Below are 14,846 nucleotides of genomic sequence, written 5' to 3'. Positions count from 1 at the left end.
CCCGCCTGCTCAACCGTAGCGTCTGGTCGCTACTGGAATTCGCCTTCAATGGCCTGATCTTCCTGCTGTTGGGCCTGCAATTGCCGGACATCATCAAGGCGGTGGTCAGTCACGAACCTACCCTCTGGCCGACACTGGCATGGCGTTGCCTGGATGTGCTGGCGATCTTTGCGGCGCTGATCCTGCTGCGTTTCATCTGGGTACAAAGCATCTGGCGGGCGGTCGGGGTAGTGCGTCGCTGGCGCGGCAAGCCGGCACTGGTGCTGATGCCCACGGCGCGCTCATGCTGGTTGCTGACCCTTGGCGGGGTGCGGGGTGCGGTGACGCTGGCGGGTGTGATGTCGATACCGCTGCTGATCGGGGCAGGCCAGGCTTTCCCGGAGCGCGACCTGCTGATTTTCATCGCTGCCGGCGTCATCTTGCTGTCGCTGGTCAGCGCCTGCGTGGCGTTGCCCTTTCTCTTGAGAGGCGTCACCCGAAGCCCGGACGAACGGCTGCATCAGGAGGTGCAGGAAGCCTGGCGGCGCACGGCCGAGGCTGCGATTCATGCCCTGGAGGCCGAGGACGTGGTTGATGCCAGCGCACCTCAGGATGCGGCGCAGGCGACCCTGGCCACCGAGCTCAAGGCAAGGTTGATGGCCGAATACCGCGATGAGCTGGACAGTTACAACGACACGGCCGAGGCGAGGGCCTTGGCGGAGCAGATGGACTTGCTGGAACGACGTCTGCGCCTGCGGGCGCTTCGGGCGCAGCGGTTGGAATTGTATAACCTGCATCGCCAGCATCTGGTTGGTGATGAGGTGGTGCGGCAAGTGTTGGGGGAGCTGGACTTGAGCGAGGCGAACCTGGGGGCAGTCAAATGAGCCGCTGTAGCTCAAGCGCCGGCGAGCCGGTGTTTGAGCTACAGTGCGGCACTCGGTCAATCAACGGGTTTGCACAAACGCACGAATCCGCTCAGCCGCCTCGATGCACTCGGCCAATGGTGCGACCAGTGCCATGCGTACCCGCCCGGCCCCCGGGTTCACGCCATCCACTTCGCGCGACAGGTACGAACCAGGTACCACCGTCACATGCTGGGCTTGGAACAGGTCACGCGTGAAGTCGGCATCGCACCCCGGTACCTTGGCCCACAGGTAGAAACTGCCATCGGGCCGCTGTACGTCCAGCACGGGCTGCAGGATATCCAGCACGGCATCGTATTTGGCGCGGTATAGGTCGCGGTTTTCGCGCACATGCGCTTCATCCTGCCAGGCGGCGATGCTGGCCAGCTGGGTCTGCACCGGCATGGCGCAGCCATGGTAGGTGCGGTACAGCAGGAACGGCTTGATGATGGCCGCGTCGCCGGCAACGAAGCCCGAACGCAGGCCCGGCAGGTTGGAGCGCTTGGACAGGCTGTGGAATACCACGCAACGCTTGAAATCACTGCGGCCCAGTTCGGCACAGGCACTGAGCAGGCCCGGTGGTGGCGCGTCTTCGTCGAAGTACAGCTCGCTGTAGCATTCATCGGCGGCGATCACGAAATCATGCTCGTCGGCCAGTGCGATCAGCTTCTTCAGGGTGTCCATCGGTACCAGTGCGCCGGTGGGGTTGCCCGGTGAGCACAGGAACAGGATCTGGCAGCGTTTCCATACCTCGGCGGGTACGGCATCGAAGTCCGGGTTGAAACCGTTGTTTTCCAGGCACGGCAGGTAATGCGGGGTGGCGCCGGCGAGCAGGGCCGCGCCTTCGTAGATCTGGTAGAACGGGTTGGGGCTGACCACCAGGCCATCATCGGCGCGGTTGACCACGGCCTGGGTGAAGGCGAACAGCGCTTCACGGGTGCCGTTGACCGGCAGCACATGGCGGTCCGCGTCCAGCCAGCCGCTCGGCACGCCGAACCGGCGTTCGCACCATTGGCCGATGGCCTGGCGCAGCTCTGGCAGGCCGATGGTGCTGGGGTAGACCGCCAGCTTGTCGAGGTTGTCGGCCATGGCCTGGGCGACGAACGCCGGGGATGCGTGCTTCGGCTCACCGATCGACAGGGCGATGGCGCGCTTGTCCGCCGCGGGCTTCACGCTGCCCAGCAGGGCGCGGAGTTTCTCGAACGGGTAGGGCTGAAGCTGGGTCAAGGCATGGTTCATCGGCGCAAGGTCTCGTCAATCGTCTAATCGTTAAAAGGTCACGCGAGTCGGGCTGGCATCGCTGGCCTGGCCGGCCTGCAGCTGCTGCACGATCGCTTCCTGCAGGCGGCTGCACAGCTGCGGGTCGGACAGCGGCTGGTTGTCGGCATCGGTAATGAAGAATACGTCTTCCACGCGTTCGCCGAGGGTGGCGATCTTGGCGTTCTGCAGTGACAGGTCGAACTCCAGGAAGATCCGCCCGATCCGCGCCAGCAGCCCCGGGCGGTCCGGCGCGGTGATCTCAAGGATGGTCACCGCCCGCTGTGCATCGTTGAGGATGGTCACCTGCGGCGGGAAGTTGAAATGCTTGAGCTGGCGGGGTACCCGTCGCTGGATGATGGTCGGGTAGTCCTCGGGGTTGCGCAGCGCCTCGGTCAGGCCGTCGCGGATCTGCTTGACCCGTTGCGGGTTATCGCCGATGGAGCCGCCGTCATTGTCGAGCACGATGTAGGTGTCGAGCGTGAACTGGCTGCTCGAGGTGATGATGCGCGCGTCATGGATGTTCAGGTTGAGCTGCGACATGGCCGCCACGGTCACGGCGAAGAAATCGTGCTGGTCGGGGGCGTAGATGAAGATCTGCGTGCCGCCCTCGAACTCCCGCTGTGTGGTTTCCTTGATCAGTACCAGCGGCCCCCCGTCGGCGGGCTGCTGCAGGATCGCATCACTGTGCCAGGCCACATCGGCGGCGTTGTGCTTGAGGAAGTAGTCGTCACCCAGTTGCGACCAGAGTTGCTCGACGTCGTCCGGGTCGGTGCCCTCGCGCACGAGGATATCCAGCGCAGCACTCTGTGTCTGGCGGATCTGCTCCTCGCGGTCCAGCGGGTTTTCCAGGCCGCGACGCAAGGCGCGTTTGGTCTCGCTGTACAGCTGGCGCAGCAGGCTGGCGCGCCAGGAGTTCCACAGGCTGGGATTGGTGGCGTTGATGTCGGCCACGGTCAGCACGTAGAGGTAGTCCAGGCGCGTCTCGTCGCCGACATGCAGGGCGAAATCGTTGATCACCTGCGGGTCGGACAGGTCCTTGCGTTGGGCGGTGGTGGACATCACCAGGTGGTTCTGCACCAGCCAGACGATCAGGCGGCTATCCCAGGCGGGCAATTGATGGCGCTCGCAGAACTTCTTCGCGTCCACAGCGCCCAGTTCGGAGTGGTCGCCCTGACGGCCTTTGCCGATGTCGTGGTACAGCCCGGCCAGGTAGATGAGCTCAGGCTTGGGCAGGCGGCCCATGAGCTTGCTGGCCAGCGGGAATTTTTCGGACACCGGCGTGTACTGCAGCTTGCGCAGGTGCTTGATGAGGTTGAGGGTGTGCGCATCGACCGTATAGATGTGGAACAGGTCGTGCTGCATCTGCCCGACGATCAGGCCGAACTCTGGCAGGTAGCGGCCGAGGATGCCGTAGCGGTTCATTCGCCGCAGGTTGCGATGGATGCCGATTTCGCACTTGAACAGCTCGATGAACAGGCTGGTGTTGCGGATATCGTTGCGGAAGGTGTCGTCGATCAGGTGCCGGTGCTCGCGCAGCAGGCGCACGGTGTCAGCGCGCACGCCCTTGATTTCCGGGTGCTGCGCCATCAGCACGAAGATCTCCAGCATGGCGAACGGCGTGCGCTTGAAAACGTTGGCGTTGACCGCTTCGATATAGCCGTCGTGCAGGCGGAAGCGCGCATTCAGCGGCTGGGTGGTGCCACTGTCATCGTCGGCGAGGATGACTTCCTCGAAGTGCTGGATGATCAGGTCGCACAACTGGCTGATGCTCATCACCACCCGGTAGTACTGCTGCATGAACTGTTCGATGGCGCGTTTGGGGTTTTCGTCGCTGTAGCCCAGCAGTGCGGCGATGCTGCGCTGGTGGTCGAACAGCAGGCGATCTTCGGCGCGGCCGGCGAGCATGTGCAGGGCGTAGCGCACCTTCCACAAAAAGTCCTGGGAGGAGGCCAGCAGTTCGTTTTCGCTTTCCAGCAGGAAGCCTTCGCCAGCGAGGGCGTGCAGGTTCAGGGTGCCGTACTGGCGACGGGCTACCCAAAGGACTGTCTGGATGTCGCGAAGGCCGCCGGGCGAGCCTTTTACATTGGGCTCGAGGTTGTACTCGGTGTCGTTGTACTTGTGGTGGCGGGCCTTGAGTTCGGCGCGCTTGGCCAGGAAGAACTCCTTGCTCGGCCACATGTGCCCGGTGCTGGTGACTTCGAGCATGCGCTGGCGCAGGGCTTCGGGGCCGGCGATGGTGCGGCTTTCCATCATGTTGGTGATGACCGTCAGGTCGGCGCGGGCCTGTTCGGCACACTCGTCCACGGTACGCACGCTCTGGCCCACTTCAAGGCCCATGTCCCACAGCAGTGTCAGGAAGCGCTCGATGGCGTCGCGGTACTGCTCGTGTTCGGCGTCGCGCAGCAGGATCAGCAGGTCGATGTCCGAGTGCGGGTGCAGTTCACCGCGCCCATAGCCCCCGACCGCTACCAGGGCGATACCGTCAGCGTCGCCCCAGTCGAACTGCTTCCAGGCCTGTTGCAGGATGTTGTCGACGAGCCAGGCGCGGTCCTCGATCAGCCGGCGGATGTCGCGGCCGTCACGGAAACGCCTGTCGAGCACCTCGCCGGCCTGGCGGATGGCCTTCTTGAAAGCGGCGATGGGGCTCGCCTTGAGGGCCAGTTCCGCCTGGAACTGGCCGCGGTCGAACAGCTCGGGATCCACCTGGGGCATGCATCGCGTTCCTGTCGTAGAGGCTTTGGCGTGAACTCAGGCCGAAGTGCGCGGGATGGTGTCGTCCTTGCGCAGGGTGAAGATCTCGTAGCCGGTGGCGGTCACCACCAGGGTGTGCTCCCACTGCGCCGAGAGCTTGCGGTCCTTGGTGATGGCGGTCCAGCCGTCGCCCAGCACCTTGGTGTCGGCCTTGCCCTGGTTGATCATCGGTTCGATGGTGAAGGTCATGCCCTCTTTGAGCTCCATGCCGGTGCCGGCACGGCCGTAGTGGAGGATCTGCGGTTCTTCGTGGAACACCTTGCCGATGCCGTGGCCGCAGAATTCACGCACCACCGAAAAGCCGTTCTTCTCAGCGTGCTTCTGGATCACTTCACCGATATCGCCCAGGCGGCAGCCAGGCTTGACCAGCTCGATGGCCTTGTACATGCACTCCTGGGTGACTTTGGACAGGCGCTCGGCCCATACCGGCACGGTACCGACGTGGAACATGCGGCTGGTGTCGCCGTGGTAGCCGTCCTTGATCACGGTGACATCGATGTTCAGCGTGTCCCCGTCCTTGAGCGGCTTGTCGTTGGGGATGCCGTGGCACACCACGTGGTTGATCGAGGTGCAGATCGACTTGGGGTAGCCCTTGTAGTTGAGCGGTGCCGGAATGGCCTGCTGCACGTTGACGATGTAGTCGTGGCACAGGCGGTCGAGCTCTTCGGTGGTGACACCGGGCTTGACGTGTTCTTCGATCATTTCCAGCACTTCGGCGGCCAGGCGGCCGGCGATGCGCATCTTCTCGATGTCTTCTGCGGTCTTGATGGTAACGGTCATTACTGGCTCTCTACGGCGCCGCAGGCGGCGCGAACAAACGGAAAAGGCCCTTATTCTATCAGAGGGCGGCTGCGAACCCAGCATCAAGCTTGAGGCTGGATTCACAGTTCACTTCTGCGGGTTCCGTTCGTTGGCGGTCTGTGGTATAACATGCGCCGCTTTCGGGGACGACCCCGTCAGCTCAAACCCACACACGTGTCGACACGATGACCTGGGTGCCCCGCATTCTCGAAGTTCTTGTTCGGGTGCGTGGGTTGGTCATTGGGATACGTGGAGGCCCAACCCGACTTATCAAGGAACTATCATGTCCCAAGTCAACATGCGCGATATGCTGAAGGCCGGTGTGCACTTCGGCCACCAGACCCGTTACTGGAACCCGAAAATGGGCAAGTACATTTTCGGCGCGCGTAACAAGATCCACATCATCAACCTGGAAAAAACCCTGCCAATGTTCAACGACGCTCTGTCGTTCGTAGAACGCCTGGCCCAGGGCAAGAACAAGATCATGTTCGTCGGCACCAAGCGTTCCGCCGGCAAGATCGTCGCCGAGCAAGCTGCTCGTTGCGGTTCGCCATACGTTGACCACCGCTGGTTGGGCGGCATGCTGACCAACTACAAAACCATCCGCGCTTCGATCAAGCGTCTGCGCGACCTGGAAACCCAGGCCGAAGACGGCACTTTTGCCAAGCTGACCAAGAAAGAAGCCCTGATGCGTTCGCGCGATCTGGAAAAGCTGGACCGCAGCCTGGGTGGTATCAAGGACATGGGCGGCCTGCCTGATGCCCTGTTCGTGATCGACGTTGACCACGAGCGCATTGCCATCACCGAAGCCAACAAGCTGGGTATCCCGGTTATCGGCGTTGTCGATACCAACAGCAGCCCAGAAGGTGTTGACTACATCATCCCAGGTAACGATGACGCCATTCGCGCTATCGAGCTGTACATGACTTCGATGGCTGACGCCGTCATCCGCGGCCGCAACAACGTTGCTGGCGGCACCGAAGTCTACGCTGAAGAAGCGGCTGCACCTGCTGCCGAGTAATAGACGCTAGCGTCTGCTTGGCACGCAAAAAGGGGGCTTGGCCCCCTTTTTGCCACCTTGAAATCCTGCTGTCAGCAAGCGCCCCGCATTATGGGCCGGCTGAGGTTGAAACAGCGGATTTGCAGAATTGAACGCCCGTGATGAGCGGGTGGAATGGTTGAAAAACTTTCCAAGAGGATTTTGAAATGGCAGCAATTACTGCAGCGCTGGTCAAAGAACTGCGCGAGCGTACCGGCGAAGGCATGATGGATTGCAAAAAGGCCCTGGAAAAGGCCGGCGGCGACATCGAAAAAGCCATTGACGACATGCGTGCCTCGGGCGCCATCAAGGCCGCCAAAAAGGCTGGCAACGTCGCTGCCGAAGGCGCGATCGCCGTCAAGACCGACGGTAAATCCGCCGTCCTGCTGGAAGTCAACTCGCAGACCGACTTCCTGGCTCTGCAAGACGACTTCAAGAACTTCGTCGCTGAAAGCCTCGAAGAAGCTTTCGCCCAGAAGCTGACCGATGCCGCTCCGCTGATCGCCTCGCGCGAAGCTGCTCGTGAAGCCCTGGTCGCCAAGTGCGGCGAGAACGTCAACATCCGTCGCCTGGTGCGCGTTGAGGGTGACGTTGTCGGTGCTTACCTGCACGGTAACAAGATCGGTGCTGTTGTCGTCCTCAAGGGCGGCGACGTCGAGCTGGCCAAGAACATTGCCATGCACGTTGCAGCTTCGAACCCAGAGTTCCTGGATGCGTCGGAAATCTCCGCCGAGGCCATCGAGCGCGAGAAGAACGTCTTCCTGCAGCTGAACGCCGACAAGATCGCCGGCAAGCCGGAAAACATCGTTGAAAACATGATCAACGGCCGTATCACCAAGTTCAAGGCCGAAGCCTCGCTGAAAGAGCAAGCCTTCGTCATGAACCCGGAAGTCAAAGTCGGCGAGCTGGCCAAGAAGGCCGGTGCTGAAATCGTTTCCTTCACCTACTTCAAAGTAGGCGAAGGCATCGAGAAGCCGGTCGACGACTTCGCTGCTGAAGTTGCCGCTCAGGTAGCTGCCGCCAAGCAGTAAGACAGACTCGTCTGTCGCCCCAAAGAGGCTGCCCGCTCACGCGCGCAGCCTCTTTGTCAAAGCGGGAGCGGTTTTCAAGGCCGTGCTCGCTGACGCAGTCGCTGCGTCACGTTAGAGTTACACGCAGGCTCAAGCAGCCCGCCAGAATTTTACAAACGCCGCAGGAGAGATTCGCAATGGCTCAGCAGGGCAGTGGTTATCAGGCTCGCTATAAACGCATTCTACTCAAACTTAGCGGCGAGGCCCTGATGGGCTCGGAAGAGTTCGGGATCGACCCCAAGGTCCTGGATCGCATGGCCTTGGAAGTCGGCCAGTTGGTCGGCATCGGTGTCCAGGTCGGCCTGGTGATCGGCGGTGGCAACCTGTTCCGTGGCGCGGCGCTCAGTGCAGCCGGCATGGACCGTGTTACCGGCGACCACATGGGCATGCTGGCGACCGTAATGAATGGCCTGGCCATGCGCGATGCGCTGGAGCGGGCGAACATTACCGCCATCGTGATGTCGGCCATTTCCATGGTGGGCGTGACCGATCACTATGACCGCCGCAAAGCCATGCGTCACCTGAACGCCAAAGAAGTCGTAATCTTCGCTGCCGGTACTGGCAACCCGTTCTTCACCACCGACTCCGCCGCATGCCTGCGTGCCATCGAAATCGATGCCGACGTGGTATTGAAGGCAACCAAGGTCGATGGTGTATACACTGCAGATCCATTCAAGGACCCGCATGCCGAGAAGTTCGATCATCTGACCTACGATGAAGTGCTGGATCGCAAGCTGGGTGTAATGGATCTCACGGCAATCTGCCTTTGCCGCGACCACAAGATGCCGCTGCGCGTCTTCAACATGAACAAACCCGGCGCCTTGCTGAACATCGTGCATGGCGGCGCGGAAGGAACTCTGATCGAGGAAGTTCAAAAATGATCAACGACATCAAGAAAGACGCTCAGGATCGCATGGGCAAGTCCATCGAGGCTTTGGGCCGCAACCTGGCGTCAATCCGCACCGGTCGCGCCCACCCAAGCATCCTGGACAGCGTCAAGGTCCCGGCGTGGGGCAGCGAAATGCCGCTGAACCAGGTCGCTGCAGTCTCTGTTGAAGATGCGCGCACCCTGAAGATCGTCGCCCACGACAAGAACCTCAGCGCGGCCATCGAGAAGGCCATCCTGACTTCCGATCTGGGCCTGAACCCGTCCAGCGCCGGCACCACCATCCGTGTACCGATGCCGGCCCTGACCGAGGAAACCCGCAAGGGTTACACCAAGCAGGCCAGCGCCGTTGCCGAAGACGCCAAGGTTGCCGTGCGCAACGTGCGTCGTGATGCCCTGGCCGACCTGAAGAAGCTGACCAAGGACAAGGAAATCAGCGAAGACGAAGAGCGTCGTGCTGCTGACGAGATCCAGAAGCTGACCGACAAGTTCGTCGCCGAAATCGACGCTGCGTTCAAAGCCAAGGAAAAGGACCTGTTGGCCGTCTAAGGCCGAGGTTTTTTAATGGAAAAGACCAAGCTGGCGGCACCGTCTTCGGTGCCGCGACACGTCGCGATCATCATGGATGGCAATAATCGCTGGGCGAAGAAGCGCCTGTTGCCCGGCGTAGCCGGGCACAAGGCCGGCGTCGATGCCGTACGTGCGGTTATCGAGGTATGCGCCAAGTCCGGGGTCGAGGTGCTGACCCTGTTCGCCTTCTCCAGTGAGAACTGGCAGCGCCCTGCCGAGGAAGTGGGGGCGTTGATGGAGCTGTTCTTCTCGGCGCTGCGCCGTGAGGCCAAACGCCTGAACGAGAACAATATCAGCCTGCGCATCATTGGCGACCGTTCGCGTTTCCATCCAGAGCTGCAGGCCGCCATGCGTGAGGCCGAGGCGCAGACCGCCGGCAATAATCGCTTCATCCTGCAGATCGCCGCCAACTACGGTGGCCAGTGGGATATTGCCCAGGCCGCCCAGCGCCTGGCGCGTGAGGTTCAGGCCGGCCATCTGCGTCCGGACGACATCACTCCAGGGCTTTTGCAAGCCTGCCTGGCGACGGGCGAATTGCCGTTGCCGGACCTGTGCATCCGCACCGGTGGTGAGCACCGCATCAGCAACTTCCTGCTGTGGCAGTTGGCCTATGCCGAACTGTATTTCTCCGACCTGTACTGGCCGGACTTCAAACACGAGGCCATGCGCAATGCTCTGGCCGATTTCGCTTCGCGCCAGCGCCGCTTCGGTAAGACCAGCGAGCAGGTCGAGGCTGGAGCTCGTGCTTAATGCTTAAACAACGCATCATTACCGCGCTGATCCTGCTGCCGGTCGCGCTGGGTGGTTTCTTCCTGCTCAACGGCGGGGATTTCGCTCTGTTCATCGGCTTGGTGGTGACCCTGGCGGCCTGGGAGTGGGCGCGCCTGGCCGGGCTGATGGCCCAGCCACTGCGCATTGCCTATGCCGCTGTCGTCGCCGGTGTGCTGATGCTGCTCTACCTGATGCCTGACCTGGCGCCCTGGGTGCTTGGTGCGTCGGTCATCTGGTGGGGTATGGCCACCTGGTTGGTGCTGACTTATCCGCGCAGCAGTGAGCTGTGGGCCAGTGCTGCCTGCCGTCTGCTGATCGGTCTGCTGATCCTGCTGCCTGCCTGGCAAGGGCTGGTGCTGCTCAAGCACTGGCCGCTGGGTAACTGGCTTATCCTGTCTGTCATGGTGCTGGTGTGGGCGGCCGATATCGGCGCGTACTTCTCGGGCCGTGCTTTCGGCAAGCGCAAGCTGGCTGCCCAAGTCAGCCCGGGTAAAAGCTGGGAAGGCGTCTATGGCGGCCTGGCGGTCAGCCTGGTGATTACGCTTGCGGTCGGCATCACTCGCGATTGGGGCGTCGGCCAGATTCTGCTGGGGCTCGTGGGGGCTGCGCTGGTGGTCATGTCATCGGTGATTGGTGACCTGACCGAGAGCATGTTCAAGCGCCGCTCCGGTATCAAGGACAGCAGCAACCTGCTGCCTGGCCATGGCGGGGTGCTTGACCGCATCGACAGCCTGACTGCGGCCATCCCGGTTTTCGCGGTATTGCTGTGGGCTGCTGAATGGGGTGTGATGTGACAGCGCTACAGCGCATTACGGTCCTGGGCGCCACCGGCTCCATCGGCCTCAGTACCCTGGATGTGATTGCCCGCCATCCCGAGCGCTACCAGGTATTTGCATTGAGCGGCTATTCGCGCATCGATCAACTGCTGGCGCTGTGCGTGCTGCATCGCCCGGCCTATGCCGTGGTGCCCAACGGCGAAGCAGCCGTGCGCTTGCGTGAAGGCCTGGCGGCTGCGGGCTGCGCCACCGAGGTGCTCGAAGGGGAGGCGGGCCTGTGTGAGGTTGCGGCCGCCCCTGAAGTGGATGCGGTGATGGCTGCCATCGTCGGCGCTGCTGGCTTGCGCCCGACACTGGCCGCCGTCGAGGCGGGCAAGAAGGTGCTGCTGGCCAACAAGGAGGCGCTGGTGATGTCCGGCGCGCTGTTCATGGAAGCTGTGCGCCGCAGTGGTGCGGTGCTGCTGCCGATCGACAGCGAGCACAATGCCATCTTCCAGTGCCTGCCGGGTGACTATGACCGTGGTCTGAGCCAGGTGGGTGTGCGTCGCATTCTGCTGACAGCCTCGGGCGGGCCGTTTCGCGAGACGCCTCAGGCTGACTTGGCCGATGTCACGCCAGAGCAGGCTTGTGCCCACCCGAACTGGTCCATGGGGCGCAAGATTTCGGTGGACTCGGCGAGCATGATGAACAAGGGCCTGGAACTGATCGAGGCTTGCTGGTTGTTCGATGCGGCGCCGGACAAGGTCGAAGTGGTGGTGCACCCGCAGAGCGTTATCCATTCCCTGGTGGACTACGTTGACGGTTCGGTGCTGGCCCAGTTGGGTAACCCGGATATGCGCACGCCCATTGCCAACGCCCTTGCCTGGCCGGAGCGGATCGATTCTGGTGTGGCCCCGCTGGATCTGTTCGCCATTGCTCGCCTGGATTTCCAGGCCCCCGACGAACTGCGCTTTCCGTGCCTGCGCCTGGCACGGCAGGCTGCCGAGGCGGGCAACAGCGCGCCAGCGGTACTCAATGCGGCCAACGAAGTTGCGGTCGATGCATTTCTTGAGCGGCGTATCCGCTTCCCGGAGATCGCGGGTATGATCGAACAGGTACTGGCTCAGGAACCCGTGGTGCCTGTGCCTTCGCTGGATGCGGTATTTGCTGCCGATCAGCGCGCCCGAGAGTTGTCCCGCGAGTGGTTGAGGCGCCACGGCCGCTGATGCTGCCCGGCCCAGAGGATGTGCGAAAAGTCGTTCCGCTGAACGTCATTCGGAGAAAGACATGACTGCGCTGTACATGATTATCGGCACCCTGGTGGCCCTGGGTGTACTGGTCACTTTCCACGAATTCGGCCACTTCTGGGTGGCCCGGCGTTGCGGGGTCAAGGTGCTGCGCTTTTCCGTGGGCTTCGGCCCCGGGCTATTGCGCTGGCATGACCGCCACGGTACCGAGTTCGTGGTGGCGGCCATTCCTTTGGGTGGGTACGTCAAGATGCTCGACGAGCGTGAAGGCGAAGTGCCGCCAGCGCTGGCCGAGCAGTCATTCAATCGCAAATCGGTTCGCCAGCGCATCGCCATCGTCGCCGCCGGTCCGATTGCCAACTTCCTGCTGGCCATCGTTTTCTTCTGGTTGCTGGCGATGCTCGGTACCCAGCAGATCCGTCCGGTCATCGGTGCGGTAGAGCCAGGCAGCCTGGCAGCATCGGCGGGCCTGGTTGCCGGCCAGGAAATTGTGTCCATCGATGGCAAGGCGACCAGTGGCTGGTCGGCCGTCAACCTGCAGTTGGTGCGTCGCCTGGGCGAAAGCGGAACATTGCAGGTTGGCGTGCGCGATGAGGGCTCCAGTGCCGAGCGTCAGTTGCAGGTCAAGCTCGACAGCTGGCTCAAGGGTGCGGACGAGCCTGATCCGATTCAGTCGCTCGGGCTGCGGCCATGGCGCCCTGTGGTTGCGCCCGTGCTGGCCGAGATCGATCCAAAAGGGCCAGCGGCGGCTGCCGGTCTGAAAACCGGTGACCGGCTGCTGAGTCTCGATGGGGTGGCCTTGACTGACTGGCAGCAGGTTGTCGATAGCGTGCGCGCCCGCCCTGAAGCCAAGGTGGTGGTGCGTGTCGAGCGCGACGGTGCAGCGCTGGATGTGCCGGTGACACTGGCACGAAAAGGTGAGGGCGAGGCTGCCGGTGGTTATCTGGGTGCCGGGGTGAAAAGTGGCGAATGGCCTGCCGACATGCTTCGTGAGGTCAGCTACGGTCCGCTGGATGCGGTAGGCGAGGGCCTTTCCCGGACGTGGAACATGAGCGTCCTGACCCTCGAATCCCTGAAGAAAATGCTGTTCGGTGAGCTCTCGGTAAAAAACTTGAGCGGACCGATAACCATTGCTAAAGTGGCGGGCGCTTCAGCCCAGTCCGGCGTGGGGGATTTCCTGAATTTCCTCGCCTACCTGAGCATTAGCCTGGGGGTTCTTAACCTGCTGCCCATTCCAGTGCTGGATGGGGGGCATTTGCTGTTTTACCTGGTCGAGTGGGCGCGCGGTCGTCCATTGTCGGATCGGGTTCAAGGTTGGGGGGTCCAGATCGGTATCAGTTTGGTCATAGGGGTGATGTTGCTCGCCCTGATCAACGATCTGGGTCGACTATAAAAGCTTCGCATTGCAAACCTGCCGCCATTTGCGGCAGGTTGTTTATTGCCAGTTGGAATAAAAGGACTTCATGAAACGTCTGCTGCTAACTGCGGTCCTCTCCGCATTGATGATCGCTGAAGTTCACGCCGAGTCCTTCACCATCTCCGATATTCGTGTCAACGGCCTGCAGCGGGTATCCGCCGGCAGCGTTTTCGGTGCCTTGCCCCTGAACGTGGGCGATCAGGCCGATGACCGGCGCCTGGTGGAGTCGACCCGTTCGCTGTTCAAGACCGGCTTCTTCCAGGATATCCAGCTGAACCGCGACGGCGATGTCCTGATCATCAACGTGGTCGAGCGCCCGTCGGTGTCGAGCATCGAGATTGAAGGCAACAACGCGATCAGCACCGAAGACCTGATGAAGGGCCTGAAACAGTCGGGCCTGGCCGAAGGCGAGATCTTCCAGCGTGCCACCCTCGAAGGCGTGCGTAACGAACTGCAGCGCCAGTACGTGGCCCAGGGCCGCTACTCGGCCGAGGTCGACGCCGAGGTGGTGCCGCAGCCGCGCAACCGGGTTGCCCTGAAGATCAAGATCAACGAAGGCACCGTCGCTGCCATCCAGCACATCAACGTCGTCGGCAACACCGTGTTCGATGATGAAGAGCTGGCGCAGCTGATCGAGCTCAAGACCACCAACTGGCTGTCGTTCTTCAAGAATGACGACAAGTACGCCCGCGAAAAACTTTCCGGTGACCTGGAGCGCCTGCGTTCCTACTACTTGGACCGCGGCTACATCAACATGGACATCGCTTCCACCCAGGTGTCGATCACCCCGGACAAGAAGCACGTCTACATCACCGTCAACGTCAACGAAGGCGAGAAGTACACCGTTCGTGACGTGAAGCTGTCGGGCGACCTGAAAGTGCCGGAAGACCAGGTCAAGTCGCTGCTGCTGGTGCAGCCGGGCCAGGTGTTCTCGCGCAAGGTGATGACCACCACGTCCGAGCTGATCACCCGCCGCCTTGGTAACGAAGGCTATACCTTCGCCAACGTCAACGGCGTGCCACAGCCCAATGACGAAGACCACACCGTCGACATCATGTTCGTGGTCGACCCGGGCAAGCGTGCCTACGTCAACCGCATCAACTACCGCGGCAACACCAAGACCGAAGACGAAGTGCTGCGCCGCGAAATGCGCCAGATGGAAGGCGGCTGGGCTTCGACCTACCTGATCGACCAGTCCAAGACCCGCCTGGAGCGCCTGGGCTTCTTCAAGGAAGTCAACGTCGAGACCCCGCCAGTGCCGGGCACCGACGACCAGGTCGACGTCAACTACAGCGTCGAAGAGCAGGCATCCGGCTCGATCACCGCCAGCGTGGGCTTCGCCCAGAGCGCCGGCCTGATCCTGGGCGGCTCGATCAGCCAGACCAACTTCCTCGGTAC

Annotated in this window: 13 protein-coding genes; 10 read left to right on the top strand and 3 right to left on the bottom strand. The window is 62.0% G+C overall.

Annotated elements, in window-relative coordinates; all coding sequences use genetic code 11:
- Positions 1 to 863, top strand: an 863-nt coding sequence (locus BLX42_RS26330; protein WP_178110747.1) for a cation:proton antiporter, incomplete at its 5' end; no start/stop codon positions are given.
- Positions 864 to 923: 60 nt separating this feature from the next.
- On the opposite strand, the gene dapC is transcribed toward BLX42_RS26330, so the two are convergent.
- From dapC to map, 3 genes are read right to left on the bottom strand one after another with little or no spacing between them, the layout of a single operon-like run.
- Positions 924 to 2,120, bottom strand: coding sequence for a succinyldiaminopimelate transaminase (gene dapC / locus BLX42_RS26325; RefSeq protein ID WP_161872977.1), 1,197 nt, complete (start codon positions 2,118 to 2,120; stop codon positions 924 to 926).
- 30 nt (positions 2,121 to 2,150) lie between these two features.
- Positions 2,151 to 4,853: a [protein-PII] uridylyltransferase gene (locus BLX42_RS26320; RefSeq protein WP_161872976.1), complete on the bottom strand. Its 2,703-nt coding sequence runs from the start codon at positions 4,851 to 4,853 to the stop codon at positions 2,151 to 2,153.
- Positions 4,854 to 4,889: 36 nt separating this feature from the next.
- A complete protein-coding gene (map, locus tag BLX42_RS26315; protein WP_004375406.1) occupies positions 4,890 to 5,672 on the bottom strand; it encodes a type I methionyl aminopeptidase in 783 nt (260 codons plus the stop codon).
- A gap of 304 nt (positions 5,673 to 5,976) precedes the next feature.
- On the opposite strand from map, the gene rpsB reads away from it, so the two are divergent.
- From rpsB to bamA, 9 genes are all read left to right on the top strand, one after another.
- Complete coding sequence (gene rpsB / locus BLX42_RS26310; protein ID WP_012315900.1) at positions 5,977 to 6,714, top strand: 30S ribosomal protein S2; 738 nt, start codon at positions 5,977 to 5,979, stop codon at positions 6,712 to 6,714.
- Positions 6,715 to 6,899: 185 nt separating this feature from the next.
- On the top strand, positions 6,900 to 7,763 hold the full coding sequence (gene tsf, locus BLX42_RS26305) for a translation elongation factor Ts (protein WP_008094914.1): 864 nt from the start codon (positions 6,900 to 6,902) through the stop codon (positions 7,761 to 7,763).
- A 176-nt stretch (positions 7,764 to 7,939) separates the two neighbouring features.
- Positions 7,940 to 8,683: a UMP kinase gene (pyrH, locus tag BLX42_RS26300; protein ID WP_008094912.1), complete on the top strand. Its 744-nt coding sequence runs from the start codon at positions 7,940 to 7,942 to the stop codon at positions 8,681 to 8,683.
- Positions 8,680 to 9,237 (top strand): ribosome recycling factor, encoded by a 558-nt coding sequence (gene frr / locus BLX42_RS26295; RefSeq protein ID WP_008094910.1) that lies wholly within the window; start codon positions 8,680 to 8,682, stop codon positions 9,235 to 9,237. Before pyrH ends, frr begins: the two co-directional genes overlap by 4 nt.
- Before the next feature lie 15 nt (positions 9,238 to 9,252).
- Positions 9,253 to 10,008, top strand: coding sequence for a polyprenyl diphosphate synthase (uppS, locus tag BLX42_RS26290; RefSeq protein WP_046784287.1), 756 nt, complete (start codon positions 9,253 to 9,255; stop codon positions 10,006 to 10,008).
- Positions 10,008 to 10,823: a phosphatidate cytidylyltransferase gene (locus tag BLX42_RS26285; protein WP_046784286.1), complete on the top strand. Its 816-nt coding sequence runs from the start codon at positions 10,008 to 10,010 to the stop codon at positions 10,821 to 10,823. Before uppS ends, BLX42_RS26285 begins: the two co-directional genes overlap by 1 nt.
- Positions 10,820 to 12,010: a 1-deoxy-D-xylulose-5-phosphate reductoisomerase gene (gene ispC, locus BLX42_RS26280; RefSeq protein ID WP_125924500.1), complete on the top strand. Its 1,191-nt coding sequence runs from the start codon at positions 10,820 to 10,822 to the stop codon at positions 12,008 to 12,010. The genes BLX42_RS26285 and ispC overlap by 4 nt, the downstream gene beginning before the upstream one ends.
- A gap of 61 nt (positions 12,011 to 12,071) precedes the next feature.
- Positions 12,072 to 13,424, top strand: coding sequence for an RIP metalloprotease RseP (gene rseP / locus BLX42_RS26275; protein WP_115274038.1), 1,353 nt, complete (start codon positions 12,072 to 12,074; stop codon positions 13,422 to 13,424).
- A gap of 70 nt (positions 13,425 to 13,494) precedes the next feature.
- Positions 13,495 to 14,846 (top strand): outer membrane protein assembly factor BamA (gene bamA / locus BLX42_RS26270; protein ID WP_161872975.1); only part of this gene is annotated, 1,352 nt, incomplete at its 3' end.

It is taken from the genome of Pseudomonas sp. SG-MS2 (assembly GCF_009933855.1).
GTDB lineage: Bacteria > Pseudomonadota > Gammaproteobacteria > Pseudomonadales > Pseudomonadaceae > Aquipseudomonas > Aquipseudomonas putida_E.
This window is presented reverse-complemented; position numbering and strand designations above follow the sequence as displayed.

What these genes read in the sequence shown, in the direction of transcription:
- dapC (WP_161872977.1), bottom strand. Translation starts at nt 2,120, where the DNA reads ATGAACCATGCCTTGACCCAGCTTCAGCCCTACCCGTTCGAGAAACTC.
- BLX42_RS26320 (WP_161872976.1), bottom strand. Translation starts at nt 4,853, where the DNA reads ATGCCCCAGGTGGATCCCGAGCTGTTCGACCGCGGCCAGTTCCAGGCG.
- map (WP_004375406.1), bottom strand. Translation starts at nt 5,672, where the DNA reads ATGACCGTTACCATCAAGACCGCAGAAGACATCGAGAAGATGCGCATC.
- rpsB (WP_012315900.1), top strand. Translation starts at nt 5,977, where the DNA reads ATGTCCCAAGTCAACATGCGCGATATGCTGAAGGCCGGTGTGCACTTC.
- tsf (WP_008094914.1), top strand. Translation starts at nt 6,900, where the DNA reads ATGGCAGCAATTACTGCAGCGCTGGTCAAAGAACTGCGCGAGCGTACC.
- pyrH (WP_008094912.1), top strand. Translation starts at nt 7,940, where the DNA reads ATGGCTCAGCAGGGCAGTGGTTATCAGGCTCGCTATAAACGCATTCTA.
- frr (WP_008094910.1), top strand. Translation starts at nt 8,680, where the DNA reads ATGATCAACGACATCAAGAAAGACGCTCAGGATCGCATGGGCAAGTCC.
- uppS (WP_046784287.1), top strand. Translation starts at nt 9,253, where the DNA reads ATGGAAAAGACCAAGCTGGCGGCACCGTCTTCGGTGCCGCGACACGTC.
- BLX42_RS26285 (WP_046784286.1), top strand. Translation starts at nt 10,008, where the DNA reads ATGCTTAAACAACGCATCATTACCGCGCTGATCCTGCTGCCGGTCGCG.
- rseP (WP_115274038.1), top strand. Translation starts at nt 12,072, where the DNA reads ATGACTGCGCTGTACATGATTATCGGCACCCTGGTGGCCCTGGGTGTA.